21 protein-coding genes are annotated in these 26,191 nt (G+C 72.0%); 9 read left to right on the forward strand and 12 right to left on the reverse strand.

Annotation, left to right across the window (positions count from 1 at the left end; translation table 11 throughout):
- The 3 genes from ABD54_RS01340 to ABD54_RS01350 all read left to right on the forward strand — a co-directional run.
- A partial coding sequence (locus ABD54_RS01340; protein WP_047867594.1) for a hypothetical protein occupies nucleotides 1–423 on the forward strand: 423 nt, incomplete at its 5' end.
- Nucleotides 424–561: 138 nt separating this feature from the next.
- Nucleotides 562–900 carry a hypothetical protein gene (locus tag ABD54_RS01345; protein WP_047867595.1) on the forward strand — a complete coding sequence of 113 codons (339 nt, stop codon included), beginning with the start codon at nucleotides 562–564 and terminating at the stop codon, nucleotides 898–900.
- A gap of 393 nt (nucleotides 901–1,293) precedes the next feature.
- Nucleotides 1,294–3,072 (forward strand): carbohydrate-binding module family 20 domain-containing protein, encoded by a 1,779-nt coding sequence (locus ABD54_RS01350; RefSeq protein WP_047867596.1) that lies wholly within the window; start codon nucleotides 1,294–1,296, stop codon nucleotides 3,070–3,072.
- A 243-nt stretch (nucleotides 3,073–3,315) separates the two neighbouring features.
- Here the strand turns inward: ABD54_RS01350 and ABD54_RS01355 are convergent, their stop codons facing one another.
- Nucleotides 3,316–3,945: a TetR/AcrR family transcriptional regulator gene (locus ABD54_RS01355; RefSeq protein WP_047867597.1), complete on the reverse strand. Its 630-nt coding sequence runs from the start codon at nucleotides 3,943–3,945 to the stop codon at nucleotides 3,316–3,318.
- 70 nt (nucleotides 3,946–4,015) lie between these two features.
- On the opposite strand from ABD54_RS01355, the gene ABD54_RS01360 reads away from it, so the two are divergent.
- Nucleotides 4,016–4,888, forward strand: coding sequence for a ketopantoate reductase family protein (locus ABD54_RS01360; RefSeq protein WP_047867598.1), 873 nt, complete (start codon nucleotides 4,016–4,018; stop codon nucleotides 4,886–4,888).
- 257 nt (nucleotides 4,889–5,145) lie between these two features.
- Here the strand turns inward: ABD54_RS01360 and ABD54_RS01365 are convergent, their stop codons facing one another.
- Both ABD54_RS01365 and glnA read right to left on the reverse strand, forming a co-directional pair.
- A complete protein-coding gene (locus ABD54_RS01365) occupies nucleotides 5,146–8,265 on the reverse strand; it encodes a bifunctional [glutamine synthetase] adenylyltransferase/[glutamine synthetase]-adenylyl-L-tyrosine phosphorylase (protein WP_047867599.1) in 3,120 nt (1,039 codons plus the stop codon).
- A 205-nt stretch (nucleotides 8,266–8,470) separates the two neighbouring features.
- Entirely contained in the window at nucleotides 8,471–9,895 is a 1,425-nt protein-coding gene (glnA, locus tag ABD54_RS01370) for a type I glutamate--ammonia ligase (protein WP_047867600.1), read from the reverse strand.
- 350 nt (nucleotides 9,896–10,245) lie between these two features.
- Here glnA and ABD54_RS01375 point away from each other — a divergent pair, with 350 nt between their 5' ends.
- The 5 genes from ABD54_RS01375 to ABD54_RS01395 all read left to right on the forward strand — a co-directional run bounded on the left by ABD54_RS01375 (nucleotide 10,246) and on the right by ABD54_RS01395 (nucleotide 15,185).
- Nucleotides 10,246–10,722, forward strand: a complete 477-nt coding sequence (locus tag ABD54_RS01375) for an RDD family protein (protein WP_047867601.1) — start codon at nucleotides 10,246–10,248, stop codon at nucleotides 10,720–10,722.
- A 279-nt stretch (nucleotides 10,723–11,001) separates the two neighbouring features.
- Nucleotides 11,002–12,444, forward strand: a complete 1,443-nt coding sequence (locus ABD54_RS01380) for an LCP family protein (RefSeq protein ID WP_047867602.1) — start codon at nucleotides 11,002–11,004, stop codon at nucleotides 12,442–12,444.
- A 195-nt stretch (nucleotides 12,445–12,639) separates the two neighbouring features.
- Nucleotides 12,640–14,031, forward strand: coding sequence for an LCP family protein (locus ABD54_RS01385; RefSeq protein ID WP_047867603.1), 1,392 nt, complete (start codon nucleotides 12,640–12,642; stop codon nucleotides 14,029–14,031).
- Nucleotides 14,032–14,310: 279 nt separating this feature from the next.
- A complete protein-coding gene (locus tag ABD54_RS01390) occupies nucleotides 14,311–14,961 on the forward strand; it encodes a DUF2975 domain-containing protein (protein WP_047867604.1) in 651 nt (216 codons plus the stop codon).
- Complete coding sequence (locus ABD54_RS01395; protein ID WP_047867605.1) at nucleotides 14,961–15,185, forward strand: helix-turn-helix transcriptional regulator; 225 nt, start codon at nucleotides 14,961–14,963, stop codon at nucleotides 15,183–15,185. Before ABD54_RS01390 ends, ABD54_RS01395 begins: the two co-directional genes overlap by 1 nt.
- A gap of 80 nt (nucleotides 15,186–15,265) precedes the next feature.
- Here ABD54_RS01395 and ABD54_RS01400 read toward each other — a convergent pair whose 3' ends face one another.
- The 9 genes from ABD54_RS01400 to ABD54_RS01440 form a co-directional block, all read right to left on the reverse strand.
- Complete coding sequence (locus tag ABD54_RS01400) at nucleotides 15,266–15,991, reverse strand: DUF4191 domain-containing protein (protein WP_047867606.1); 726 nt, start codon at nucleotides 15,989–15,991, stop codon at nucleotides 15,266–15,268.
- A 215-nt stretch (nucleotides 15,992–16,206) separates the two neighbouring features.
- On the reverse strand, nucleotides 16,207–17,160 hold the full coding sequence (lipA, locus tag ABD54_RS01405) for a lipoyl synthase (RefSeq protein ID WP_047867607.1): 954 nt from the start codon (nucleotides 17,158–17,160) through the stop codon (nucleotides 16,207–16,209).
- Nucleotides 17,161–17,253: 93 nt separating this feature from the next.
- Nucleotides 17,254–17,958 carry a lipoyl(octanoyl) transferase LipB gene (lipB, locus tag ABD54_RS01410; protein WP_047867608.1) on the reverse strand — a complete coding sequence of 235 codons (705 nt, stop codon included), beginning with the start codon at nucleotides 17,956–17,958 and terminating at the stop codon, nucleotides 17,254–17,256.
- 10 nt (nucleotides 17,959–17,968) lie between these two features.
- Nucleotides 17,969–18,895 (reverse strand): TIGR01777 family oxidoreductase, encoded by a 927-nt coding sequence (locus tag ABD54_RS01415; RefSeq protein WP_082166619.1) that lies wholly within the window; start codon nucleotides 18,893–18,895, stop codon nucleotides 17,969–17,971.
- A 398-nt stretch (nucleotides 18,896–19,293) separates the two neighbouring features.
- Complete coding sequence (locus tag ABD54_RS01420; protein ID WP_047867610.1) at nucleotides 19,294–19,860, reverse strand: NADPH-dependent FMN reductase; 567 nt, start codon at nucleotides 19,858–19,860, stop codon at nucleotides 19,294–19,296.
- Between the two features lie 305 nt (nucleotides 19,861–20,165).
- Nucleotides 20,166–21,962, reverse strand: coding sequence for a 2-oxoglutarate dehydrogenase, E2 component, dihydrolipoamide succinyltransferase (gene sucB / locus ABD54_RS01425; RefSeq protein ID WP_082166620.1), 1,797 nt, complete (start codon nucleotides 21,960–21,962; stop codon nucleotides 20,166–20,168).
- A gap of 103 nt (nucleotides 21,963–22,065) precedes the next feature.
- Nucleotides 22,066–23,442, reverse strand: coding sequence for a dihydrolipoyl dehydrogenase (lpdA, locus tag ABD54_RS01430; RefSeq protein WP_047867612.1), 1,377 nt, complete (start codon nucleotides 23,440–23,442; stop codon nucleotides 22,066–22,068).
- Between the two features lie 138 nt (nucleotides 23,443–23,580).
- Entirely contained in the window at nucleotides 23,581–25,080 is a 1,500-nt protein-coding gene (locus ABD54_RS01435) for a leucyl aminopeptidase (protein WP_082166621.1), read from the reverse strand.
- A gap of 343 nt (nucleotides 25,081–25,423) precedes the next feature.
- A complete protein-coding gene (locus ABD54_RS01440; protein ID WP_047867613.1) occupies nucleotides 25,424–26,182 on the reverse strand; it encodes an adenosylcobinamide-GDP ribazoletransferase in 759 nt (252 codons plus the stop codon).
- Between the last annotated feature and the right edge of the window lie 9 nt (nucleotides 26,183–26,191).

Genomic DNA, 26,191 nt, shown 5'->3' on the forward strand with positions numbered 1-26,191 from the left:
GGTGAGGAGTTCACGCTGAGCACCACCGTCGGCGACGGTCCCGTGGAGGGCGCCCTGCTGGCCCAGCACGTTCCCGGGGAACTGGAGGTCGTCGAGGTCGGGCAGGAGGGGGTGGTCCGGGACGGGATCGTGAACTGGCGGGTGACGGTGCCCGAGGGGGAGGAGGCGGTGTACACGGTGCGCGTCCGAGCTCCGGAGGCGACGGGGGAGCGCCTGACCAGCACCGCCTGCCTGCTGCTGGAACGCGACGCCGACCCGGCCGCCTGCGCCAGCGACTCGGTCCTGGTCGCGGAACAGACCGCCATGTCGCGGGTCTCGGAGTACACCGACCCCGTGAACCTGCTGCGGGCCGGGGGGATCGCCCTCGCGGCGTGGCTGGCCTGGACGCTGTGGCGGCGCAGGAGGGCGGTGTCGCGCGGGTGAGGAGCCGCGCAGGCGGGGAGTCGTGCGGGCGAGGAGCCGGGCAGGTGGGGGCGCCTGCGGATGGGGCGCCGGTTTTGTTACGTCAGCGTGTCATTAAACCGGGGAGGGAAAACTACATGGCGTAGTAGTGTTTCCGGCATGGACATTCTCTACTCCGCGCTCGTCTTCCTGCACATGCTCGGCCTGGCCGGGATCATCGCGGGCTTCCTCATGCAGGTCATCACCGACAACCCCAAGTCGACCAAGGTCCTGCTGCACAGCTCCCTGCTCCAGTTCGTCACCGGCCTGCTGCTGGTCGGGGTGGCCGAGATGGCCGACCTCGGTGAGCTGAACCACGTCAAGATCGCGGTCAAGCTCCTGGTCGCGCTGGCCGTCGTGGTCGTGGGCGTGATCAACCTGCGCAAGCCCGCCAAGAACCTCGCGATCATCGCGGGCGTCCTCGCCATCGTCAACATCGGTGTGGCCGTCTTCTGGTAAGCCCTCCCGGGGCGGTCCCCGCAGGCCGAGTCGGAGCCACCGCCGGTGGCGGCACGAAACGTGCCGCCACCGGTTTTTTTCTGGGTGCTTTTCCGTAATCTTGCGAAATTTTTCCCACGGACTTCGGAGTCTTGCGCGAGTGTCGTCCCAGCTCATGCGGGAGCGCGCTCCTGGGATGAACCGGCGGGGAAGGTGGCCCGAAGCGCATAGCGGCAGGTGGAGGCGGAAGCCGTCGCGCTGTGTGATCGGTGTGACGTTCAGATCAACACCCGTTCACAAGAGCGTTCCGGTCTGTTAGCTTCGTCACGCTCACGCAAACTCTTGCAAACACTGCAAGGGGACAGCGGACGGGGCAGTGAAGCCCCGCCGCGCTACCTCCCCCAAGGAGCGCACATGAAGCACATCCGACCCGGCGCCGTCGCCGGTGCGGTCCTGATGGGGGCCGGCCTGCTGGCAGCCCCCGCTCCCACCGAGGACGCCCGGGCCGCCGACAACGGCGAGGCCATCGTCCAGCTCTTCCAGTGGAACTGGGACTCCGTCGCCACCGAGTGCGAGGAGTTCCTCGGCCCCCACGGCTTCGGCGGGGTGCAGGTCTCCCCGCCCCAGGAGCACGTGGTCATCCCCTTCGCCGAGGGCGGCGACTACCCCTGGTGGCAGGACTACCAGCCGACCTCCTACCGCATCGACAACACCCGGCGCGGCACCGCCGAGGAGTTCCAGGCGATGGTCTCCACCTGCGCCGACAACGGCGTGCGGATCTACGCCGACGCGATCATCAACCACATGACCGGCGACGGCTCGGGTACCGGCAGCGCGGGCACCGAATGGGCCAAGTACGAGTACCCCGACCTGTTCGGCGACGGCACCGCCTCCCACACCGGGGAGGACTTCAGCTCCTGCCGCAGGGAGATCAGCAACTGGAACGACAAGTGGGAGGTGCAGAACTGCGAACTCGTCGGACTGTCCGACCTCGACACCGGTGACCCCGAAGTGCGCGCCCAGATCCGCCGCTACCTCAACGGCCTGGTGGACATGGGCGTGGCCGGCTTCCGCGTGGACGCCTCCAAGCACGTCCCCGAGGCCCACGTCGACGCGATCTTCTCCGACCTGAACGAGGTCCCGGTCTTCGGCGGCCAGCCCGACGTCTTCCACGAGGTCTACGGGGACCAGACCGTCCCCTACACCGCCTACACGCCCTACGGCCGAGTGACCGCCTTCGACTACCAGCGCGACATCTCCAACAAGTTCGCGGACGGCAACATCTCCGGCCTGGCCCAGCTCCCGAACTACGGCGGGCTCACCGACGAGCAGGCCACCGTCTTCGTCGACAACCACGACACCCAGCGCTACCACCCGACGCTGACCTTCAAGGACGGCGACCGCTACCACCTGGCCGTGGCGTTCATGCTGGCCCACCCCTACGGGAGCCCCGTGGTGATGTCCAGCTACGACTTCGGCTCCAACGTCACACAGGGGCCGCCCAGCGTCGGTGAGGCGCAGGGCAACCCGGCGGGCTGGATCACCGCCGACACCGACTGCTCCAGCGCCGAGTGGGTCTGCGAGCACCGCCACCCGACCGTCGCCGGGATGGCCGCCTTCCGCAACGCCACCGGCGACACCCCCGTCGTCCAGCGCGCCGCCGACGGCTCCTCGCGGCTCGCCTTCGACCGGGGCGACCGCGGTTTCGCCGCCTTCAACGCCACCGGCGCCGTCTGGAACCTGACCGCCGACACCGACCTGCCCGACGGAAGCTACGACAACGCCGCGGGGAGCGGAACCCTCACCGTCGCCGACGGCCGGATCAGCGCCCGGGTCCCCGCCGACGGGGCCGTAGCCCTGCACGTGGGCGGCACCTGCGACGACCCCGCCGAGTGCGAGGGCGGCGGCGACCCGGGCGAGCCCGGCCAGGTCAGCGTCTCGGCCACCGTGGAGACCTGGTACGGACAGGAGGTGTACGTGGTCGGCTCCACCCCCGCGCTGGGGGCCTGGAACCCCCGGAACGGGGTGAAGCTGTCCACCGACGCCTCCACCTACCCCGTGTGGTCGGGCACCGCTCCCATCGGCGCCGACACCGAGTGGAAGCTGGTCAAGATCGACGGCGCGGGCGACGCCGAGTGGGAGTCCGGCGCCAACCGCGTCGGTCCCGCCACCAGCGTCGCCTGGCGCGGCTGACCCGTGCGCGGCGCCCCTCCCGGGGCGCCGCGCACGGCCCTCCCGGGGCGCCGCGCACGGCCCTCCCGGGGCGCTCTCCCGGGAGCCGCTAGCCGCTTCCGCGGGGCCGGTCACTCCCCGGCCCCGGCGCCCCCGCGTCCGACTCCTCCGGCGCGGGGGCGGCCACCGAGCCGAGACCGTCCAGACCCCGACCGGCGCGGCGGACGCATCCCGGCCCGCGCCGCCCGCGCCCGCCCCGGGTGGTCAGGTCCGGGTCGGTGGCGCACTCATCGCCGCGGTGAGGAACGTGATCGCCCACCGCCGGGCCGCCTCGCCCGCTGCCGGGGGCGCGCAGCCGGGGGAGGTCCGCTGGTGCACCTCGAGGCGGTCGACGGCCGTCACGGCAAGGATCCCCCGCATCCTGAACCGCAGCTCCTCCGGTGAGAGTTCGGGGAGCACGCGAGCGAAGGCCGCGAGGTAGCGCTCGCGTACCGAGGCCTCGGCCGGACCGGTCCAGGCGCGTACCTCCTCGGCCGGGTCGCTGAGGATCGTCACGATCATCCGGGACGTCCGGGCACCGCCCTCGTCGCCGACCGGCATCCCGTCGAACAGCGGCCCCGCGAACGCCTCCACCAGTTCGCCGACCGGTGGATCGGGTGTCCGGGCGAGCAGTGCGTCGAGCCCGGCGCACTGGGCGGCGTTGATGGGCTCGACCACGCGGCGGGCGACCGCGGCCATCAGCTCCGCCTTCGAGCCGAAGTGGTAGCCGACTGCGGCCAGGTTCGCCCCGGCGAGCGCGGTGATCGCGCGGACCGAGGTGCCGCGGTATCCGTGCTCGGCGAAGAGGTGCTCGGCCGCGTCGAGGATCTGGGTGCGGGTGTCCGTGGTCGCCACACGAGGGACTCTACATATGTTTCAATGAAACGAACGTATGAATCAAACGAACGTATGAAAGAGGACTGCCGTGAAACTGCTCGTCTACGGCGCCGGTGTCTGCGGCAGCCTGTTCGCCGCCCGCATGCACGAGGCCGGCCACGACGTCTCGCTCCTCGCCCGGGGCGAGCGCCTGACCGCCCTGCGCCGACACGGAGTACGGCTCGCCGAGGAGGACGCCCCGGCGGTCGAGCGGGTGCCGGTACCGGTGGTCGAGCGCCCGGACAGCGGGTACGACCTGATCGCCGTCTTCGTCCGCACCCACCAGGCGGACGCGGTGCTGCAATCACTCGCCGGTGTCCGTGGCGACGTGCTGTCCCAGTTCAACTGGGCAGCCGGTCCGGAGGCACTGGGCGCGGCGATCGGCCACGAGCGGCTGCTGCTCGGCTTCCCCTCGTTCGGCGGCACGATGGAAGGCGACGTGGTCCGCTACCGCGGGAGCGGACCCGTTGTCCGCCGGGTCGCGATGCCGGTCGGCGAGCCCGACGGCCGTACGACCCCGCGGCTGGAACGGATCGTGGAGACGTTCCGCGCCGCCGGGGTCAACGCCAAGGCCGAGCCGCGGATGGACGCCTGGCTCAGGACGCACGCCGCGTTCGAGGTCCCGCTCGGGCAGGCGGTACAGGCGGCGGGCGGACCGGTGGCGCTGGCCGACGACCCGGACGCGGTCCGCGGCATGCTCCACCTCATGCGGGGCAACCTCGCCGCGCTGGAGACGCCGCCGACGCCTCGCGCGTTCACGGGTTTGCGGGCCCTGCCGCAGGGACTCCTCGTGGCCGCGCTCCGGCGCTTCCTGAAGAGCCCGACGGCCGTGCACAGCGGCCTCAGCAACCGCTCGCCCGCCGCGGCCGCCGAACTCGAACGGCTGGCCGAACAGCTCCGGGCCCCCGAGGGAGCCCGCTAGCCGCGGCCACGTCCCCCGAACAGCGCGGCGCCACGGGGCGAAGGCCGACCGACGCGGCAGAGGGCCGTGTTCCTCGGACCGTTTCGGCCCAGGGCGTCGCCCTTCGCCACCCTCGACGGAGAGCCTTCGGCTCCAGACCCGTCCGGGCGTCGAGGGCCTTCCGGTCCGGTGGTGGATGTCGCAATCCACACCGTTACCGGAGGCCCTCTTCGCGTGTCAGACGGGGCAGGTGTTACCAACCCCAGTGGTCGGTACACCTAGTCGTCGTAGAAGACGCGCTCCATCACCGCCCGCGCCCGGCGCGTGGCGCGCAGGTAGGTCTCCGTCAACTGCTCGGCCGGGCCCTCCCGCACGGACTCCGCGCCCTCCCCGGCGCCCTCGTCCTCGTCCTCGTCCTCGCCACCACCGTCCACGGGGCAGCCCATCGCCCCCGCCAGCGCGGCGCGCACCCGCAGGTCCGAGGGCAGCGAGTCCCCGCCCCGGCCGCGCACCAGCATCACCATGCCCCGCACCCGCGACGCCAGCCGCCAGGCCCGGCCCAGCACCTCGCCGTCCTCCGCGTCCAGCAGGCCGTGCGCCACGGCCGCCTCCAGCGCCTCCAACGTGCCGGTGGTCCGCAGGTCGGGGTACTCGTGCGCGTGGCGCAACTGGATCAGCTGGGCCACCCACTCCACGTCCGACAGCCCGCCCCGGCCCAGCTTGGTGTGCAGCGTCGGGTCGGCGCCGCGCGGCAGCCGCTCCGACTCCATCCGCGCCTTGAGCTTGCGGATCTCCAGCACCGCCGAGGAGTCGATCCCGCCCTCCGGGTACCGGATCGGGTCGATCAGCCTCGTGAACGCCTCCCGCAGTTGCGGGTCGCCCGCCACCGGCTTGGCCCGCAGCAGCGCCTGGCTCTCCCACACCTGCGACCAGCGCCCGTAATAGGCCGCGTAGGACTCCAGCGTGCGCACCATCGGCCCGCTTCGGCCCTCCGGGCGCAGGTCGGTGTCCACCTTCAGCGGCGGTTCGGCCGCGGGCATCTCCAGCAGCCGCGCCAGTTCCCGCACGACGGCCAGCGCCTGCCTGGTCGCCGCGCCCGTGTCCACGCCCGGCAGGGGGTCGTGCACGTACATCACGTCCGCGTCGCTGGCGTAGGTCAGCTCACCGCCGCCGAACCGGCCCATCGCCACTACGCACACCCGGGTGAGCGGCTCGTCCGCCGACGCCGCCACCACCCGGTTCTGAGCCAGCCGCAGCGCCGCCTCTATGGTCACCGCGGCGATGTCGGTCAGCGCCGCCCCCACCTCCTGGACCGAGGCGACCTCCAGCAGGTCGGCGGCGGCGGTGCGCAGCAGCTCGCGGCGGCGCAGCGCGCGCACCGCCGACACCGACTCCTCGGCCGTGTCGTACCGGCGCCGCGCCGCCTCCGCCTCTCCGGCCAGCACCTTCGGGTCGCGCCGCGCCAGGTCGCCGTCGTCGTCGAACATCGCCACCGCCTCCGGTGCGCGCAGCAGCAGCTCCGTCACGTACCGGCTCGTCCCCAGCAGCCACGCCATCCGCTCGGCCACCCGCACGTCGTCCCGCAGCAGGCGCAGGTACCACGGCGTGGTGCCCAGGGCCTCGCTCACCTGGCGGAAGCCCAGCAGGCCCGCGTCGGGGTCGGGGGAGTCGGAGAACCAGCCCAGCATCACCGGCAGCAGCGTCCGCTGGATCGCCGCCCTGCGCGAGACCCCCGAGGTCAGGGACTCCAGATGGCGCAGCGCACCGCCCGGATCGACGAACCCCAGCGCCTCCAGGCGGTCCCTGGCCTGCTCCGGCGACAGTCGCGCCTCCTCGCCCGGCAGCCTGGCCACCGCGTTGAGCAGCGGCCGGTAGAACAGCTTCTCGTGCAGGCGCCGCACCTCCGACGACACCCGGCGGCGCGCTTCGGTCAACTTCCGCACGGGGTCCGCGGTCATCCCCAGCGCCCGCCCCAGACGGCGCAGCTGGTCGGGGCCGTCCTCGGCGGCAGCGTCGGGCATCAGGTGCGTGCGCCGCAGCCGCTCCAACTGCAACAGGTGCTCCAGCCGCCGCAGGAACCGGTAGGCCTCCGCCAGCCCCGCCGCGTCGCCGCGCCCCACGTACCCGTGCTCCGACAGCGCGGCCAGCGCCTCCAGGGTGTTGCCCGACCGCAGCCGCTCGTCGGTGCGCCCGTGCACGAGCTGGAGCAGCTGCACGGAGAACTCGATGTCGCGCAGCCCGCCCGGGCCCAGCTTGAGCTCGCGCTCGGCCTCGCCCGCCGGGATGTGCGCCACCACCCGGCGGCGCATCGCCTGCACGTCCTCCACGAAGTCCTTGCGGCCCGCCGCCTCCCACACCATGGGGGAGATGGCGTCTATGTAGGCCCGGCCCAGCTTCGCGTCCCCGGCGATCGGCCGGGCCTTGAGCAGCGCCTGGAACTCCCAGGTCTTGGCCCAGCGCTCGTAGTAGGCGCGGTGCCCCGACAGCGGGCGCACCAGCGGGCCGTTCCTGCCCTCGGGGCGCAGCGCCGGGTCCACCTCCCACAGGGCGCCCTCGGCGTCGGTCTCGGCGGGGATGCGCATCATCGCGGTGGCCAGCCGGGTCGCCGCGCGCATCGCCGCCTGCTCGTCCACCGGCCTCCCGGAATCCGGGCCCGCGCCCGCGTCCCCGTCCGCTTCCCCTTCCGTGACCGGCTCGGCCACGAAAACCACGTCCACGTCGCTGACGTAGTTGAGCTCGCGGCCGCCGCACTTGCCCATGCCGATGACGGCCAGGCGGCACAGCGCGGCGTCCTCGGGGTGCTCGGCGCGGGCCACCGCCAGCGAAGCGTCCAGCAGCGACGCGGCCAGGCCCGCGAGTTCCCCGGCGACCTCGTCCACCGTGCACAGCCCGGTCAGGTCGCGCCCGGCGAGGCGCAGCACCCGCCTGCGGTAGGCCACGCGCAGGACGTGCCGCAGGGCCTCCGGCGAACTGTCGCCGACCACGGCCGGGTCGGCGGTCGGCGCGGGGCTGTGGGGGTCGGCGCCCACGGTGTGCAACAGGCCGCGGCGCACCTCCTCCGGTCCGGGGGAGCGGGCGGCGTCGGCGCCCCGCAGTTCCCGCCAGTCGCCCGGGTGGCGCACCAGGTGGTCGGCCAGGGCGGTGCTCGTGCCCAGCACCCGGCACAGCCGGGCCCGCAGCTCCCGGTCCTCGCGCAGCGCGTGCAGGAACTCGGCGGGGTCGGGGTCGGACTCCAGGACGCGGATCAGCCCGAGGAGCGCCTGGTCGGGATCGGGTGCGGCCGCGAGCGCTCCGATGATCTCGGTGTCGGCCCGGGCGTCGAGCCCGGCCTCCTCCACCAGCCGCAGGGCCCGGGTGCTGTCGCTGAAACCGCGCCTGGCGAGCGCGCCTGCCGTCATGTTCGTCGTTCCGTCCCTCACCACGTGTTCAACGGTAACGGTCCGGCCGGTGAGCGGTCCCGGTGCCCCGGACCGGTCCGGTCCCCGGTGCGCGGGGCGGACCGTCGCGCCCGCCCGGAACCGGGTCGGGGCCGGTACCCGAACGGATACCGGCCCCGATGGGGGAGTGCGCGGTGCGCGCCCTCCCGGAGCTGCTGTCTACGCCTTAGATGTCGTAGTAGAGCTCGAACTCGCGCGGGTGCGGGCGCAGGCGCAGGGAGTCGATCTCCTCGGTGCGCTTGAAGTCCACGTAGGTCTCGATGAGGTCCTTGGTGAACACGCCGCCTTCGAGCAGGAACTCGTGGTCGGCCTCCAGGGCCTCCAGGGCCTCGTCCAGCGACGCCGGGACGGTCTTGATGGCCTGGGCCTCCGCCGGGGGCAGCTCGTAGAGGTCCTTGTCCACGGGCTCCGGCGGCTCGATCTTGTTCTTGATGCCGTCGATGCCGGCCATCAGCATGGCGGAGAAGGCCAGGTACGGGTTGGCCGACGGGTCCGGCACGCGGAACTCGATGCGCTTGGCCTTGGGGTTGGAGCCGGTCAGCGGCAGGCGGATGCAGGCCGAGCGGTTGCGCTGGCTGTAGACCAGGTTGATCGGGGCCTCGTAGCCGGGCACCAGGCGGTGGAAGGAGTTCACCGTCGGGTTGGTGAAGGCCAGCAGCGCCGAGGCGTGCTTGAGCAGGCCGCCGATGTAGTAGCGGGCCGTGTCCGAGAGCTGGCCGTAGCCGGACTCGTCGAAGAACAGCGGCTCGCCGTCCTTCCACAGGCTCTGGTGGCAGTGCATGCCCGAGCCGTTGTCGCCGAAGAGCGGCTTGGGCATGAAGGTGGCCGTCTTGCCCGCCGCGTTGGCGACGTTCTTGACGATGTACTTGTACAGCTGCACCTTGTCGGCCTGCTGGAGCAGGGTGCCGAACTTGATGCCGATCTCGGCCTGGCCCGCGGTGCCCACCTCGTGGTGCTGGAGCTCGACCTCGATGCCCGACTCGATCAGCTGCTGCACCATGTCCGAGCGCAGGTCGCTGTAGTGGTCGACCGGCTCGACGGGGAAGTAGCCGCCCTTGTAGCGGGGACGGTAGCCGCGGTTGCCGCCCTCGATCGCCGAACCGGTGTTCCAGGCGCCCTCGATCGAGTCGATCTCGTAGTAGCCGGTGTTGGACCGGGTCTCGAACTTGACGTCGTCGAAGATGTAGAACTCGGCCTCGGGGCCGAAGAACGCGGTGTCGGCCACGCCGGAGCCGCGCAGGTAGGCCTCGGCCTTGCGGGCGACGTTGCGCGGGTCGCGGCTGTAGGACTCCAGGGTCAGCGGGTCGTGGACGAAGAACGTCATGTTCAGCGTCTTGTGCTTGCGGAACGGGTCCAGCACGCCGGTGCTCAGGTCCGGCAGCAGCAGCATGTCGGACTCGTGGATGGCCTGGAAGCCGCGGATCGACGAGCCGTCGAACATCTGGCCATCGGTGAACGTCGACTCGTCGACGTTCTCGGTCGGGAGGGTAACGTGGTTCACGCCCCCGAAAAGGTCCGTGAATCGGACGTCGAGGAACTTGACGTCCTCGTCCCGGATGTAGGCGAGCACCTCGTCGACGCTGCTGAACAAAACGAACCTCCGTGCAGGTGGCTGAGACGGTGGACCGGGGTCCGCCCCATCGCGGACACGTCGGATCGCGAGCCGTCTCCCGGCTTCGTCTCCGAAGCTAGGAGCGGGTGGTTTCCGCGCCATGTCTCGATTGTTTCCTGTATGTTACGGACCCGGCTGTTGTCGCAGACCAACGGGTCTGACCCGGTGATTCCGCCCTGTAGGGGCCGAAAAGGGACACCCGACACCTCTGTTTGTGGCCTTGGCCACGGCCTCCGGTGTGACCTCCGCCATGATCGGCCGCGCGGGGGTCGCAGCCGCTCCGACGCCCCGGGTACGGGCCCTCCGACCGGGTGGATACCGTGGAGGGCATGAGCGACGAGAGCCGGGGCTCCGCCACCGCGGCGTCCGGGGACGACTTCCGGTACCGGGGCAACCGGCTCGGCCTGCCCGAGCACGGCCCGGGTTCGGTGCCCGGTGTGATGCGCCGCCTGGTGGGGCTCGTCCTGGACTGGACGCTGTCCCTCGCGCTCGCCTGGGGGGCATACGGCGTCGGGCTGGTCGGCGCGGACGCCAGTCAGGCGGAGGCCGTCCCGATGGTCAGCAACACCGCCCTGGTGGTCTTCGCGGTCATGAACGTCCTCCTGCTCACCCTCTTCGGCACCACCGTCGGCCGCCGCCTGGTCGGTGTGGGCATCACCGCCACCGGCGAGCGCTCCTGGCCCTGGTTCGTGTCCATGACGGTGCGCACCCTCCTGCTGTGCCTGGTCATCCCCGCCGTCATCTACGACCGCGACACCCGCGGGCTGCACGACCGGGCGGCCGGGACGGTCGCCACCCGCTACTGAAACCTCACAGGGGGTTCCCGGGGGCCGGGGAGCCGGGGCGCGCGTGGGCGCGGCTTCATCCGAGCTGCTGTTAACATCCGTTCATTACTTGGCCCGGGAACGGACCGAAACCCTGCGCTCTCGACTCCCCCACGGGGATCCGTTCGCGCGCGGGGAACCGGGTCCGGACCCCGCGCGGGGACCCGGTCCCCGACGCGGAGCCCGTTCCCACCGGTGGGCCCCGTCCCCGTCGGGGGACCCGGCCGCCTCCCACGCACGCCGCCGCATCCGAAGGTTCGCATGGCTGGAAAACGCTCCGCCCCCCGCCCGTCGTCCGCCGCCGTGCACGCCGTGCGCATGTCCCCGGGGCAGTGGGTCGCCTGCGTGGCCACCGCCCTGGCCATCATCGCCAGCCTCGGCGGCTACGGCTGGTACCAGGGCATCGTCGGCAACATCACCACGGCGCAGGTGGACACCGACGCCTGGGACCGGCCCACCAGCGTCGAGGGCGTGATGAACCTGCTCATCATCGGCTCCGACGTCCGGTCGGGGGAGAACGCCAACTACGGCGAGGCCGAGGGCGCGCGCCCGGACACCATGCTCATCGCCAGCATCAACGTGGACAACGGCGCGGCAACGCTGGTCAACCTGCCCCGCGACCTGGTCGTGGACCTGCCCGGCTGCGACGCGGTGGAGGGCTACGAGGGGATGGGCCCGCACAGCGGCATGATCAACTCGGCGATGACCTTCGGCGGAGTGGGCTGCCAGTGGCAGACCGTCGAGGAGGTCACCGACGTGCACCTGGACCACTTCGTCATGATGGACTTCACCGGGTTCAAGGACATGGTGGACGCCATCGGCGGCGTGGAGATGTGCGTCCCCGCGCCGGTGGACGACCCCAAGGCGCACCTGACGCTGGACGCGGGGACGCAGACCCTCATGGGTGAGGAGTCGCTGGGCTACGTGCGCTCGCGCTACGGCCAGGGCGACGGCAGCGACCTGTCCCGGATCGACCGCCAGCAGGAGTTCATGGGTGCCATGCTGCGCCAGGTGCTCAGCAGCGAGGTCATGACCAGCCCGGTGACCATCACCAACTTCCTCAGCGCCGTCACCGACTCGGTGACCACCGACGAGGAGCTGACCGTGGAGACGATGACCGACATCGCCATCTCCATGCGCGAGGTGGACCTGGAGCGCATCCAGTTCGTCACCGTGCCCAACGGCCAGCACCCCGCCGACGCCAACCGGCTGGCCATGAGCCAGCCCGCAGCCTCCGAGCTGTTCGCGGCGATCAACTCCGGCGCCTACCTGGAGGACGAGGAGCCGGAGGACGAGGGGGAGGAGCCGGAGGGGGGATCCGGCGAGGCCGCACCGGCGCCCGCCGACATCTCCGTGCAGGTCCTCAACAACACCGGCGTCTCCGGTCTGGCGAACGAGGTCCGGGGAGTCCTGCTGGGGGAGGGGTACAACGTCACCGGTATCGGCGAACCCGTGGTGCGCTTCCCCGAGCTGACCACCGTCTACTACGCTCCGGGTGAGGCGGCCGCCGCCGAACTGCTGGCGGGTTCGCTGGAGAGCGCGGTCACCGAGGAGGCCGCCGACCTCCCGCAGACCCTGGAACTGGTCATCGGCCAGGACTGGAACGGCTTCACGGGCGGGGGCGGCTCGTCCGGGTCCGAGGTCTCCATCACCGAGGACCTGGGCGGCACCACCGCGGCCGGGGCCCAGGAGAGCGCCTGCTGAGGGCCGGTCACCGGTACCCGGGGACCGGTTCCGATCTGACACGGTACGTGCCCGTCCGGTACCATCCGGCCGTTACGTCCGTGTCAGCTCTCTCGCAGTACTACCTCCCCCACCGACCGGACCAGCCCTTGTCCCATACCGAATCGCAGGTGCCCCTTGGCTCCCAGAAACGCGTCCTCAGCCCCGGCGGGGAAGATGAGTGCCGGCCAGTGGGTGGCGTGCGGGGCGACCGGTCTGCTCATCGCGGCCAGTCTCACCGTGTACGCGGGCTACCGCGACGTCCTCAGCATCGCGACCGAGGAGATCAACACCGACGCCTGGGGTGACCGCCCGGCCCAGGCGGAGGGCATCCACAACATCCTGCTGCTCGCCACCGACCAGCGCGCGGAGGAGAACGCCGAGTACAACGTGGCCAACGGCGTCCGCCCCGACGTGCTGGTCGTGGTGAGCATCAACGTGGACGAGGGCGGGGTGACGATGGTCAACATGCCCCGCGACCTGCTGGTGTCGATGCCCGACTGCCCGGCCAACGGCGAGAACCCCGGTGTGACGACGGGCACGGTGGACCAGCTCAACCACGCCATGACCTACGGCGGGATGGACTGCCAGGGCAACACGGTGGAGACGGTCACCGACATCCACCTCGACCACATGGTGATGGTCGACTTCGCGGGCTTCCAGGACATCGTGAACTCGATCGGCGGCGTGGAGATGTGCGTCCCCCGGCCGATCGACGACCCCAAGGCCCACATCACGCTCGACGCCGGGACGCAGACCCTCAACGGCGAGCAGGCGCTGGGCCTGGCCCGCTCCCGGGCCAGCACGGAGCAGGGCAGCGACCTCAACCGGATCGAGAACCAGCAGCGCATGATGGGCGCCATCCTGCGCAAGGTCACCAGCGGCGAGATCATGTCCAGCCCCGCCACGCTCTACGACTTCATGGGCTCGGTCACCGACAGCCTGGTGACCGACGACGGGTTCACCGTGGACCAGATGACCGAGCTGGCCATCTCCATGCGCGAGGTCGACCTGGGCCGGATGCGCATGGTCACCGCCCCGGTCCTCGAAGCCCCGAGCGACTCGAACAAGCTGGTGCTCAACGAGGGCCCTGCTCAGCAGCTGTTCACCGCGATCGCCTCCGGCGACGCCCTGCCCGAGGAGGAGGGCGGCGACGGCGGCGGCGAGGGCTCGGAGGAGCCCGCCGTCGAACCCGCGGACGTGTCCGTGCGGGTGCTCAACGGCACGGGCATCACCGGCCTGGCCAGCCAGGTCGGGACGCTGCTCACCGAGCAGGGGTTCAACGTCACCGGTGAGGGCGACCCGGTCGAGCGGACCCCAGCCGTCACCACTATCTACCACGGCCCCGACCAGCGCGCGCAGGCCGAGGAGCTGGCCTCGGCGCTCAGCGCCGCCCAGTTGGAGGAGGTCCCCGACTTCGGCCCGGAGCTGGAGCTGGTGATGGGGGTGCAGGACTGGGACGGCCTGGCCGTGAGCGGAGGCGGCTCCGGCGGCGGGGGCAGTGAGGGCGACGCCCTGGCCGGTCTGGGCGCCACCAGCGCCGCCGAGGACGAGGTCAGCTGCGAGTAGGACCCTTCAGGGGGCTTCGGGCCCCGCAGGCGCCGCGCAGGCGTCCGCGGGGCCCTTTTCCTGTGCCGGACGGGTCCGGCGGCGGTTCCCGCCGCGCCGGGGGCGCCGCCGGACGCGTAGGCCGCCGGAGGGCGGATGGGCTCCCGGGGACGCGTGAGGGGCCTTCGCCGCCTCCCGGGCCCCCTCGTCGCCCCCGGCGGAACGCGGTGCCACCCCGTGTGACAGATTCGAGCTTATCGCTTATCGTTATTATCGATAAGCGATAAGAGAAAGGCCGTCATGTCCCTTCGCAAGGCCCTGGACTGGTCCAGGGCGGACTCCGCTCTGCTCCGGTTCGTCCTCGTCGTCTTCCTGGGCTTCCAGGTGGTGCACGCGCTCTTCCTGCTCGTCTGGAGCACCGGTCTCGTCCCAGTCGCCACGAGCGCGGGCCCCAACGCGCTCGTCCGGGACCTGCCCCCCGGCACGGTGCCGCAGCCGCCGGACGTCGCCGTGCGCGGCGACGTCACCGTCGAGGGGGCGGGCGGCATGGAGATCGCCTTCCACGCCCCCTCCGTGGCCGAGCGCGTCATGCTGGTCGCTCCCGCGCTGCTCACCGCCCTGGCGTCGGGACTGGTCGCCTATCTGCTGCTGCGCATGGTCCTGACCCTGGACGGGGGAGACCCCTTCGTCCCGGCGAACGTCCGCCGCATGTACGCCATCGCACTGACAGTGGTCACCGGCGCCCTCGCGGTCCCCGCCGCGGAGGCACTCCTCGGCGCCGTCCTGGAGCACCGGGCGCTGGGCGCGGACGCCGCAGCGGTGTTCTCCCTGAGCCTGGACCTTGGCGGCGGTGTCCTGCCGCTGGCCGCTGTCGGCCTCGTCATCGCCGCCCTCGCCGAGGTCTTCCGTCGGGGCACCCGGCTCCGCGAGGACGTCGAGGGACTCGTCTGATGCCACCCGAGGAGGCCACCGGCGTCCGCGTCCACCTGGACGAGCTCCTGGCCGAGCGCGGCATGACCCTCACCCGACTGGCCGAGCGGGTCGGCGTCACCGTCGTCAACCTGTCGGTGCTCAAGAACGACCGGGCCAGGGCGATCCGCTTCTCGACCCTGGCCGCGCTGTGCCGCGAACTCCGCTGCCAGCCGGGCGACCTGATCAGCTACGACCCGGACTGACCCGCGTCCGGGCACGCGCGAGGGGGCCGCCGCACCCAACGGTGCGACGGCCCCCTCGTCCGACTGCGGTCCCGGCCGGGTCAGCCGCCCATCTGGCCGCGCATGCCCCGGGGCATCTTGGCGTTCTTGGGCATGGGCCCCTTGGGCATCTGCATCTTGGCGGGCAGCGCCTTGAGCCGGTAGTTCAGCTCGGCGGTCCCGGCCTTGTCCAGGTTGCGCGGGAGCCTGACCAGTGTGCGCTGGAGCTTGGAGACCGGCACCTGGTCCTCGCCGTTGCCCACCTTGAAGTCGTAGATGGGCGTGTCGTAGGCGACGCGGGCCACGCGCTTCTTCTCACCGGCGATCAGCGGCTTGAGGCGGCCGGGGTCGCCCTCGCCGACCAGGATCACGCCGGGGCGCCCCACCACGCGGTGCACGACGTCCATCTGCTTGTTGGCCGCCACACCCGGCTCGACCACCCAGTTGCCGCGCATGTTGTCCAGGATCGCCATGCCCGCGCCCAGGCGTCCGTCCAGCATCTTGTACTGCACGCGCTGCGCGGAGCGGGTGAAGATGATGAACCCCACCAGGAAGGCGACCGGCAGACCGGTCAGCGGCCACAGGATCCACGACCCGGTCCAGATGCCGATGCCGACGAACACCGCGAGGATGACCAACGCCGCCGTGACCGCCAGCGGGATGCTGCGCGGACTCTGCTGGTGGACGACCTTGGCGACCATGCCGATCTGCTTGAGACGGCCCGGCTGCTTCTCGGCACCGCCCTTGCCTTGGGCCGTGTTCTGTGAACCCTTGGGCTTTTTCGCCATCGTGCTCTCAGGCAGCTCACGCCGACGCCGGATCGGCGGGGAAGGAGATCCCTCGGCTGCCTTGCCTCCTCTTCGCGGTCGTCGTGGGTGCGGCGCCTCGCGGCGCCACCGACGGGCGCCTGTCCGCATCAGGATATGTGCGGGCGCCCGTAACTGAGGAACGGTGGCCAGCGGGCCACCGTTCCAGCTTGGTCACGACTCGGGTGGAAAGTCCGTTACGCGTTGTTCGCCAGGGCGGCGTTCTCGGCGTCCCTCTTCTCCCGGGCCTGCTTGTACAGGCGGCCCGCGCGGTAGGAGGAGCGCACCAGCGGCCCGGACATGACACCGGCGAAGCCGATCTCCTCGGCCTCCCGGCCGAGCTCCACGAACTCCTCCGGCTTGACCCACCGGTCGATCGGGTGGTGCAGCTTGGAGGGGCGCAGGTACTGGGTGATGGTCAGCAGGTCGCACCCGGCCTCGTGCAGGTCGCGCATGGCCTCGCTGATCTCCTCACGGGTCTCGCCCATGCCCAGGATCAGGTTCGACTTGGTGACCAGGTTGTCCGCGCGCGCCTCGGTGATCACCTTGAGGGAGCGCTCGTAGCGGAAGCCCGGACGGATGCGCTTGAAGATCCGCGGCACCGTCTCGACGTTGTGCGCCAGCACCTCCGGACGCGAGCCGAACACCTCGGCCAACTGGTCGGGGTCGGCGTTGAAGTCGGGGATCAGCAGCTCCACGCCCGTGCCCGGGTTGAGCTCGTGGATCTTGCGGACGGTCTCGGCGTACAGCCAGGCGCCGCCGTCCTCCAGGTCGTCACGGGCCACACCGGTGATGGTGGCGTAGCGCAGGCCCATGGTCTTCACGGAGTTGGCGACCTTGGTCGGCTCCATGCGGTCCAGGGCGGTGGGCTTGCCGGTGGCGATGTTGCAGAAGTCGCAGCGCCGCGTGCACTGGTCCCCGCCGATGAGGAAGGTCGCCTCGCGGTCCTCCCAGCACTCGTAGATGTTGGGGCACCCGGCCTCCTGGCAGACCGTGTGCAGGCCCTCGCTCTTGACCAGGGAGTGGAGCTCGGTGTACTCGGGCCCCATGTGCGCCTTGATCTTGATCCACGGCGGCTTCTTCTCGATGGGGGTCTCGCTGTTGCGCGCCTCCACGCGCAGCAGCCTGCGGCCCTCAGGAGCGATGGTCAACGTGAACCCGTTCCCTTCTGTGCCCCGTGCCGGGGACCCTTCCCCTCGTGGGGGCTCGGCGTCCCCGCGGGGACTGGCTCATGGTGTGGTGTGTCATCCACGCGCGGTGGCGCCGGAGAGCAGGTCCGCGCCGTCGGTGTGGCGGTACTCCCGCGCGCCGAGCAGGTCCGCCAGATGGCGTTCCATCCGGGGCCGCGCGTCGGCCACGGACACGTCGCGCCCCAGTTCGGCGGAGAGCGAGGTGACCCCGGCGTCGGTGATTCCGCACGGGACGATCCGGTCGTACCACGACATGTCATTGTTGCAGTTCAACGCGAGCCCGTGCATCCCGACCCCGCGGGCGATCCGGCAGCCGATGGCGGCCACCTTGCGCTCGATGAGGCCGCGCTCGGGGTCGGCGGCCAGCCACACCCCGGTGCGCCCCTCCACCCGCGTGCCGGTCAGGCCGTACTCCGCGACGGTGCGGATGACGGCCTCCTCCAGCATCCGGACGTAGGCGATCACGTCGACGGGGTCCGGCAGCCGGACGATGGGGTACACCGTCAGCTGGCCGGGACCGTGCCAGGTGATCTTTCCGCCCCGGTCGATGTCCACCACGGGCGCCCCGGGGTCGGTGATGGGACGATCCCACCTCCCGGTGCGCTTTCCGGCGGTGTACACGGGCTCGTGTTCCAGCAACAGGACGGTGTCGGGCACCTCATCGGCGACGCGGCTCTCGTGCAGCCGCTTCTGGAGATCCCAGCCCCGGTGGTAAGGGACGGGAGTGTCGCCCAGCCATGCGTAAACGAGATCACTCACACATCCAACCTTACGCCCCGGCGGACTGTGCGGGTCTGGCCAGGATGTCGGATAGCGCACTGTCCACGGTGGGCAGCGCGAAGGAATAACCGGCCTTCGTGAGGCGTTCGGGCTCGGCCCTCATGTCGATCAGCGCGGTCTCCTCGGCGAAGTCCCCCAGCAGTGCGCGCATCGCCGGCGCGGGGACCGGCAGGACGGCGGGGCGCCGCAGGGCGCGCCCCAGAGCCCTGGTGAACTCGGCGTTGGTCACCGGCTCGGGCGCGCACATGTTCACCGGCCCGGTGATCTCGGGGTGCTCCAGCAGGAAGCGCACGGCCCCGATCTGGTCGCGCATGGCGATCCAGCTCATGTACTGGCGCCCCGACCCCAGGCGTCCGCCCAGCCCCGCCCGGTACAGCGGCAGCAGCGTGCCCAGCATCCCGCCCGAGCGGTCGAGCACCACCGAGGTGCGCATGTGCGCCACCGACAGGCCCGCCTCCTCTGCCGGGGCGGTGGCCTCCTCCCAGTCCCGGCAGACCCCGGCAAGGAAGCCGGTGCCCGGCGGGGAGGCCTCGGTGGCAGCGCGCCCGCCGGTGTCGCCGTAGAAGTGCATCCCCGAAGCGCTCAGCAGGCGCGGGGGAGGCGAGGACATTCCCGCCAGGGCCTGGCACAGGGCGCGGGTGCCGCGTACACGGCTGCGCCGGATGAGGGTGCGCCGGTGCCGCGTCCACAGGGCCGGGCCGACCGGCGCCCCGGCCAGGTGCACCACGGCGTCGGCCTCGTGCAGGGCCACGGTGTCCACCCGTCCCTGTTCGGGGCGCCACTCCGCCTCCTCCACGTCCGGGTGGTGCCGCCCCCGCGGCAGGTGGCGCACCATGCGCACCACCGTGTGCCCGTCGCCGAGCAGGGACGCCTCCAGCGCCCTGCCGATGAGACCCGTCGCCCCCGTGATAGCCACTCGCATGGTCCTGGGTCTACCCGAAGGAGGGCGGTCCTCGCGCGTGGGGACACACCAAACGGACGACGGAGGGCACCCGCCCGGTTTTTCTTCGGCTTTTTCCTTGAAAGAGCTGCGCGAGAGGGCCTCGGTCTTCTAGTTTGAACGTGGGACAGGAACTCCGCGTCAACGCGGAGCTACTGTGGGCGACGCGCTGTCGGGCTGACTGCCGCGTCCCCGACCACAGACCTTTGATGATGGGGATCATCAGGGGATGGTGATTGGTGGGGTAGAAAGACGGGGCGGTGCCGAGAGGCGCCGCCCCGTCCACTTCCCCGCCGCGGGCTCCGCGCCGCCCCCGAGGAGGCGCGGGCCGCGGGTGCCTCAGGGGGCCCGAGGGCCCCTCAGCGGGTCAGCCCCTAACCGGGGTAGGGGCGCCGCTCCCGGGCTTCGCGCAGGGCCAGCGCCCACCACGCCAGTTGGCGCAGCATACGCTCCACGGCGGCCTCCGCGGACGACATGTCCACCACGGGGGTCCCGTCCGGGCCGAACATCGTCTGCGCGTTGTGCAGGCTGACCGTGTCGCGGATCGTGGCGGTGTGCAGCTCCGAGAAGACCGACCGCAGCTGCTCGATCGCCCGCAGGCCGCCGGACATCCCGCCGTAGGAGACGAAGCCCACCGCCTTGCCGAACCACTCCCGGCGCGCGGCGTCGATGGCGCTCTTCAGCTCGCCCGGGTATCCGTGGTTGTACTCCGGGGTCAGCACGACGTACCCGTCGGCCGCCTCCACCGTGCGCGCCGACTCCGGGGCCATCGGGCCTCCGTGGCCGTCCTGCGGGCTGATGTCCTCCACGTCGAGGAAGTCGAACGCCACGGAGGGGTCCGGGTACTTCCTGGCCCGGTCCACGAACCAGCGGGAGACGGCGGGTCCGGTGCGGCCCCGGCGGTTTCCGCCGAGGATGACCGCGATCCGAAGGTTGTCCATGTGGGTCCTTGCTTCTTTGGTGCCGTCTCGGCCCACACGTGAGCGGGCACGTCGGGCGGGCACGCGCGGACCGGCTCAGGGAGCCGCGCGGCGCACCGTCGGTTCTCGGGTCGTGTTCCCTGGAGCATCTCGCTGATTCGCAAGCCTCCGCGGAACACTCCCCAGGGGACGGGACAACGCTAGGACCTCAACAGGTCTTGAGGTCAAATCGGACAACACATTCCCCTATAAAGGACGCGCCGGGTCGGGTGCCGACATGCGGCACCCGGCCCGGCGGGTGGTGTGGGGGCCTTCGCGGCCCGGGCCTACAGGCCCAGGTCGTCCTCGAAGGCGCCCTCCTCCAGACGCGCCTTCACGCTCTGGAGGAAGCGCCCTGCGTCGGCGCTGTCGATCAGGCGGTGGTCGTGGGCCAGCGACAGGTACACCATCGAGCGGACCGCGATCACCTCGTCGCCCATGGCGGTGTCCTCGACCACGACGGGGCGCTTGACGACCGCGCCGGTGCCCAGGATGGCCACCTGCGGCTGGTTGATGATCGGCGTGCCGAACAGCGCGCCGGTGCAGCCGGTCTCGGTGATGGTGAACGTGCCGCCGCCCAACTCGTCCGGGCCGAGCTGGCCGGTGTGGGCGCGCTCGGTCAGGTCCTTGAGCCTGCGCGCCAGCTCACCCAGGCCCAGCTTGCCCGCGTCCTTGACCACCGGGGCCAGCAGACCGCGCTCGGTGTCCACCGAGACGCCGAGGTTCTCCACGTCGTGGTAGGTCACCTCCTGCTTGTCGCTGTCGACCACGGCGTTGAGCTTGGGGTGGGAGCGCAGGGCCTCCACAGCGGCCAGCGCGAAGAACGGGAAGAAGTCCAGCCGCACGTCCTCGCGCTCGGCGAAGCGCTCGGCGGAGTGCTCCCGCAGGCGGGCGATCTTGGTGACGTCCACCTCGATGACCTGCGTGGTCGTGGCCGAGACGTGCAGGGACTCCACCATCCGGTCGGCGATGGACAGGCGCAGGCGGGTGAGCTTCTCGGTACGGCCGCGCAGGGAGGTGTCGGTGGCGCCCTTGCGCGGGGCCGAGGACGGCGCGGGGGCGGCGGCGCGCGCGGCGTCGGCCTTCTGCTCCTCGGCGGCCTTGAGAACGTCCTGCTTGCGGACGCGGCCGCCCACGCCGGTGCCCTTGACGCGGCTGAGGTTCACGCCGTGCTCTGAGGCGAGCTTGCGCACCAGCGGGGTCACGTACGCCTCGGTACCGGCGTCGGTGCCCGAGGCGCGGCCGGTGCCGCTGAGGGTGCCGATGTCCACGGACGGGCTCTCGCCGTCCTTGTCCCGGTCCGCGGCGGGCCCGGCCTCGGACTCCGGGGCGGGGGCGGCGGGCTCGGCGGGCTCCGGCTTCGGCTCGGCCTCGGGCTCCGCCTGGGCCGGGGCGGCGCCCTCGGAGACGGCCGGGGGTTCGTCCCCGGTGCCGCCGATGACGGCGATCTCCGCGCCGATCTCCACGGTCTCGTCCTCGTCGACGAGGATCTTGGTGAGTACGCCCGCGGCGGGTGAGGGAATCTCGGTGTCCACCTTGTCGGTGGAGACCTCCAGGAGCGGTTCGTCCACCTCGACGGTGTCGCCCACGCTCTTGAGCCACTGGGTGACGGTGCCCTCGGTGACGCTCTCACCCAGGGCGGGCATGGTCACAGAGGTGGTCGGCCCCTGCTCGGAGGACGACGCCTGCTCGTCGGGCCCGGCCTGGGGCTCGGGTGCGGGCTCGGGGGTGGGCTCCGGCTCGGGCTCCTCGGCGGCCTCCGCCTCGGGCTTCCCGGTCTCCTCGGGCTCCCGCGCGGACTCCTCGGGGGCGGGCTCGGCGCCGCTCTCGTCGTCGGGGCTCTCGCCCTCACCGCCGATGACGGCGATCTCCGCGCCGATCTCCACGGTCTCGTCCTCGTCGACGAGGATCTTGGTGAGTACGCCCGCGACGGGTGAGGGAATCTCGGTGTCCACCTTGTCGGTGGAGACCTCCAGGAGCGGTTCGTCCACCTCGACGGTGTCGCCCACGTTCTTCAGCCACTGGGTGACGGTGCCCTCGGTGACGCTCTCACCCAGGGCGGGCATGGAAACGGAAGTCGGCATGGGTTTCCTCGTTGGATCTGGGCGCGGTCTCTGCCCAACCCCTTGATGGGCAGCGCGGATGTGTGCGGGGGCGGGCCCTTGCGGCCCGCCCCCGGTGGTGCGGTCAGTCGTGGACGTGCAGCGGCTTGCCCGCCAGCGCGAGGTGCGCCTCGCCCAACGCCTCGGACTGGCTCGGATGCGGGTGGATCAGCTGGGCCACCTCGGAGGGCAGGGCCTCCCAGTTGTAGATCAGCTGCCCCTCGGCGATCAGCTCGCCGACGCGGCTGCCGACCATGTGGACGCCCAGTACGGGGCCGTCCTTCTCGGCGATGACCTTCACCGCGCCCTGCGTCTGCAGGATCTGGCTCTTGCCGTTGCCCGCGAGGCTGTAGTTCATCTCCACGACGTTGTGTCCGCGCTCCTTGGCGACCTTGGTGGTCAGGCCCACGGACGCGACCTCGGGCTCGCAGTAGGTGACGCGGGGGACGCCGTCGTAGTCGATCGCGGGCGGGTTCTGCCCGGCGATGTGCTCGGCGACGAAGATGCCCTCGGCGAAGCCGACGTGGGCGAGCTGGAGGGTGGGGATGAGGTCCCCCACGGCGTAGACGTTGCCCACGCCGGTGTGCAGGTTCTCGTCCACCTGGACGAAGCCGCGGTCCAGGGTGACGCCCTGCTCCTCGTAGCCCAGACCCTCCGAGACCGGCCCGCGCCCGATGGCCACCAGCAGGACCTCGGCCTCCAGGGTCTTGCCGCCCTTGAGGGTGACGGTCACGCCGGAGTCGGTGGTCTTGACCGACTCGAACGGGGTGCCCAGCTCGTACTTGATCTTGCGCTTGCGGAAGGCGCGCTCCAGCAGCTTGGAGCTGGACTCCTCCTCCACCGGCACCAGGTGCGGCAGGGCCTCGACGATGGTGACGTCGGCGCCGTAGGAGCGCCACACGCTGGCGAACTCCACGCCGATCACGCCGCCGCCCAGGACGATGACCGACTCGGGCACGCGGTCCAGGTCGAGGGCCTGGTCGCTGGTCATGACCTTCTCGCCGTCGATGTCCAGCCCCAGGGTCTTGGGCTTGGAACCGGTGGCCAGCAGGATGTTGCGGCCCTTGTAGACGGCGCCGTCGACGGTGACCTCGTCCTTGCCGGTGAGCTTGCCCTCACCCTCGACGACGGTGATCTTGCGCGACTTGACCAGGCCGGTCAGGCCCTTGAACAGGCCGCCGATCACCTTGTCCTTGTAGGTGTGCACGGCCTGGATGTCGATGCCCTCGAAGGTGGCCTTGACCCCGAAGTTCTCGCTCTCCTTGGCGGAGTCGGCGACCTCGGCCGAGTGCAGCAGGGCCTTGGTGGGGATGCAGCCGCGGTGCAGGCAGGTGCCGCCGAGCTTGTCTTTCTCGATCAGGACGACGCTCATGTCCAGCTCCGCGGCGCGCAGTGCCGCCGCGTAGCCGCCGCTGCCGCCGCCAAGGACGACGAGGTCGAAGGTGCCGCCGCTCTCACTCACGGGAACGAACTCCTTGTTGTGGCTGGTGATGGGTGGTGGTCGCGGCCGGGCCCCGCGCGGGCGGAGGGAGGGTGTGCGCGGCCGCGGTGGCCGGGAGGGGCGGCGCTCCGGCTCGGGAGGCCGCCCCCTGGGCGGGTGCTATCCGGCGTACCCCTCGGCGATGCGGACCAGGGTGCGGGTTCCCGCGCCGGTGCCGCCCTTCGGGGTGTAGCCGTGCGGACCGCCCTGGTTGAAGGACGGCCCGGCGATGTCGAGGTGCGCCCAGGTGACGCCCTCCTCGATGAACTCCTTGAGGAAGACGCCCGCGGAGAGCATGCCGCCCCAGCGCTCGCCCGCCACGTTGGCGATGTCGGCGACCGCGGAGTCCAGGCCCGCGCGCAGCTCCTCGGGCAGGGGCATCGGCCAGGAGGCCTCGCCCGCCTCGGCGGCCGCGGCGACGATCCGGTCGCGCGCCTCGTCGTCGTTGGACATGACCGCGAACACCCGGGTGCCGAGCGCGACCAGTTGGGCGCCGGTCAGGGTGGCGATGTCCACGACCAGGTCGGGCTCGTCCTCCTGCGCCCGCACGAGGGCGTCGGCCATGACCAGGCGGCCCTCGGCGTCGGTGTTGAGCACCTCGACGGTCTTGCCGCCGTAGATGGTCAGCACGTCGGAGGGACGCTGGGCGGTGCCGCTGGGCATGTTCTCGGCCACGGCGAGGTAGCCGACCACGTTCACCCGCAGGTTCAGGGCGGCGATGGCGCGCATGGCGGCCAGCACGGAGGCGGCGCCCGCCATGTCGGACTTCATCCAGTCCATCGAACCCGCGGGCTTGAGGGACAGGCCGCCCGAGTCGAAAGTGATGCCCTTGCCGACGAAGGCGACGGTCCTGGTGGCCTCGGGGTGGCTGTGGGCCAGGCGCACCAGGCGGGGCGGGTTGGCCGAGCCCTGGCCGACGCCGGTCAGGCCGCCGTAGCCGCCCTCGGACAGGGCGGCCTCGTCCAGGACCTCGACGCGCAGGCCGGACTGCTGGGCGATCTCCTGGGCGGTGGCGGCCAGGTCCTCGGGCACCAGGTCGGCCGGTGCGGTGTTGACCAGGTCGCGGGTGAGGTTGACGGCCTCGGCCAGGACGGCGGCGCGCTCGGCGGCCTCCCCGGCGTCCCCGGCGGAGCTGGACAGGACCAGTTCGGCGGCGGGCTCTTCCTTGGCGGCGGTCCGGTACCGGTCGAAGCCGTAGGCGCCGAGGCGGGCTCCGAGGGCGACGGCTGCGGCCTCGGAGGCGGTCCCGGCGGGCAGGGCCAGGACCACGCGGCCCGCGCCCCCTGGGCGCGAGGTCAGCGAGCGCAGCGCGGCGCCGGCGGCGCGGGACAGGACGTCGGGGTCGACGGGGCCCTCGGTCGGCGCCGGGCCGAGACCGACCGCGACGACGACCGGGGCCTTGACGGCTCCGAGGGAGGCAAGGGTGTGCACCTCCTCGGGGGTGCCGCTCGCTCCCATGAGCGACAGGGTCTGGGCGAGGCCGCCGGAGAAGGCGGCATCGACGTCATGAGCGCCCGACGCGGGCTCCGGAGCGTCGCCTCCGGAGTGGTAACCGACGACAACCGCGTCGGCGTCGAGCGAACTGGGGGACTCCGTATTTACTGACAACGACGTGCTCACGTCCCCGATGCTAGTCGCCCCGCGCGCCCGGCGGGGACGCGGCGTCCCGGGTCCGCGGGGGTCCTGACGCGGCGCTGCGGGGGCGGCGGCAGCCGGGGGTGTGCGGGGTCGGCTCCGGATCCGCGCGCGCGGCGAGGGTGCCTCTGGCCGCCGGTGAAGGGTGTCGTGGGTCGCCTCCGGGGCGGACTCCGCATTCCCGTCTGCGAGAACCGTGAAACCTGTGTGAAAAAATGTGATGATCACGACATCGGGCACCCCCGAGTCGGTTACCGGTTGGCAGGAAACCGCCTGTCGGGACGCCCCGAGGCCCGACGACCGGGGCCGTGAATCCCCGTTCCGGTCCTCACAGCCGGGCCGAGGCCGCCGCGGCCACCACCAGCGCCGTCGTCACCGCCGTCTCCGACAGCGCGCCCAGCACGTCGCCCGTGACGCCGCCCAGCCGCCGCACCGCCCGGCGCAGCACGAGGCCCGCCGCCAGCAGTCCCGCCGCGGCGGCGAGCGCGCAGGCCAGCGCGAACCCCGGCGCGTGCGCCCAGCCCGCCAGGCACACCAGCGGCACGGGGGCGGCTGCCAGCAGCGCACCCGGAAGGCGCACGGTCCCCGCCACGAACGCGCCCAGCCCCCCGGGCCGCGCAGAGGGCACGCGCGGGGTGCACGCCAGAGTCACCGCCAGCCGCCCGGCGGCCCCGGCCGCCGCCGCGCCCGTCAGCGCCGCCCCGGCCGAGGCCTGTGCCAACTGGCCCAGGGCCATGGCCTGCGCGGTGAGCACGACCACCAGGGTGATGACGCCGAACGGACCGATGTCGGACCGGCGCATCACCTCCAGGGCGCCCTCGGCCGGGCGCGCGCTGCCCAGACCGTCGGCCAGGTCGGCCAGCCCGTCCAGGTGCAGTCCCCGCGTCAGCAGCGCCCCCAGGCCGACGGCCAGCACCGAGGCCAGGGCGGCGGACAGTCCGACCGCCGTCCCGAGCACGGCCGCGGCGCCGGTGAGGCCGCCCAAGAGCGCGCCCAGCGCGGGAGCCCACACCATCGCCCACCCGGCCACCCGGCGGTCCAGCCGCCCCGCACGCACCGGGAACACGGTGAACGTCCCCAGCGCCATCCGGGCCCC

Origin of the sequence: Nocardiopsis sp. RV163 (genome assembly GCF_001029525.1) — a bacterium.
Taxonomy (GTDB): Bacteria; Actinomycetota; Actinomycetes; order Streptosporangiales; family Streptosporangiaceae; genus Nocardiopsis; species Nocardiopsis dassonvillei.

Coding starts and splice junctions, on each gene's coding strand:
- ABD54_RS01345 (WP_047867595.1), top strand. CDS start 562: ATGGACATTCTCTACTCCGCGCTCGTCTTCCTGCACATGCTCGGCCTG.
- ABD54_RS01350 (WP_047867596.1), top strand. CDS start 1,294: ATGAAGCACATCCGACCCGGCGCCGTCGCCGGTGCGGTCCTGATGGGG.
- ABD54_RS01375 (WP_047867601.1), top strand. CDS start 10,246: ATGAGCGACGAGAGCCGGGGCTCCGCCACCGCGGCGTCCGGGGACGAC.
- sucB (WP_082166620.1), bottom strand. CDS start 21,962: ATGCCGACTTCCGTTTCCATGCCCGCCCTGGGTGAGAGCGTCACCGAG.
- ABD54_RS01395 (WP_047867605.1), top strand. CDS start 14,961: ATGCCACCCGAGGAGGCCACCGGCGTCCGCGTCCACCTGGACGAGCTC.
- ABD54_RS01420 (WP_047867610.1), bottom strand. CDS start 19,860: ATGGACAACCTTCGGATCGCGGTCATCCTCGGCGGAAACCGCCGGGGC.
- ABD54_RS01390 (WP_047867604.1), top strand. CDS start 14,311: ATGTCCCTTCGCAAGGCCCTGGACTGGTCCAGGGCGGACTCCGCTCTG.
- ABD54_RS01380 (WP_047867602.1), top strand. CDS start 11,002: ATGGCTGGAAAACGCTCCGCCCCCCGCCCGTCGTCCGCCGCCGTGCAC.
- ABD54_RS01385 (WP_047867603.1), top strand. CDS start 12,640: ATGAGTGCCGGCCAGTGGGTGGCGTGCGGGGCGACCGGTCTGCTCATC.
- ABD54_RS01440 (WP_047867613.1), bottom strand. CDS start 26,182: ATGGCGCTGGGGACGTTCACCGTGTTCCCGGTGCGTGCGGGGCGGCTG.
- ABD54_RS01400 (WP_047867606.1), bottom strand. CDS start 15,991: ATGGCGAAAAAGCCCAAGGGTTCACAGAACACGGCCCAAGGCAAGGGC.
- ABD54_RS01365 (WP_047867599.1), bottom strand. CDS start 8,265: ATGACGGCAGGCGCGCTCGCCAGGCGCGGTTTCAGCGACAGCACCCGG.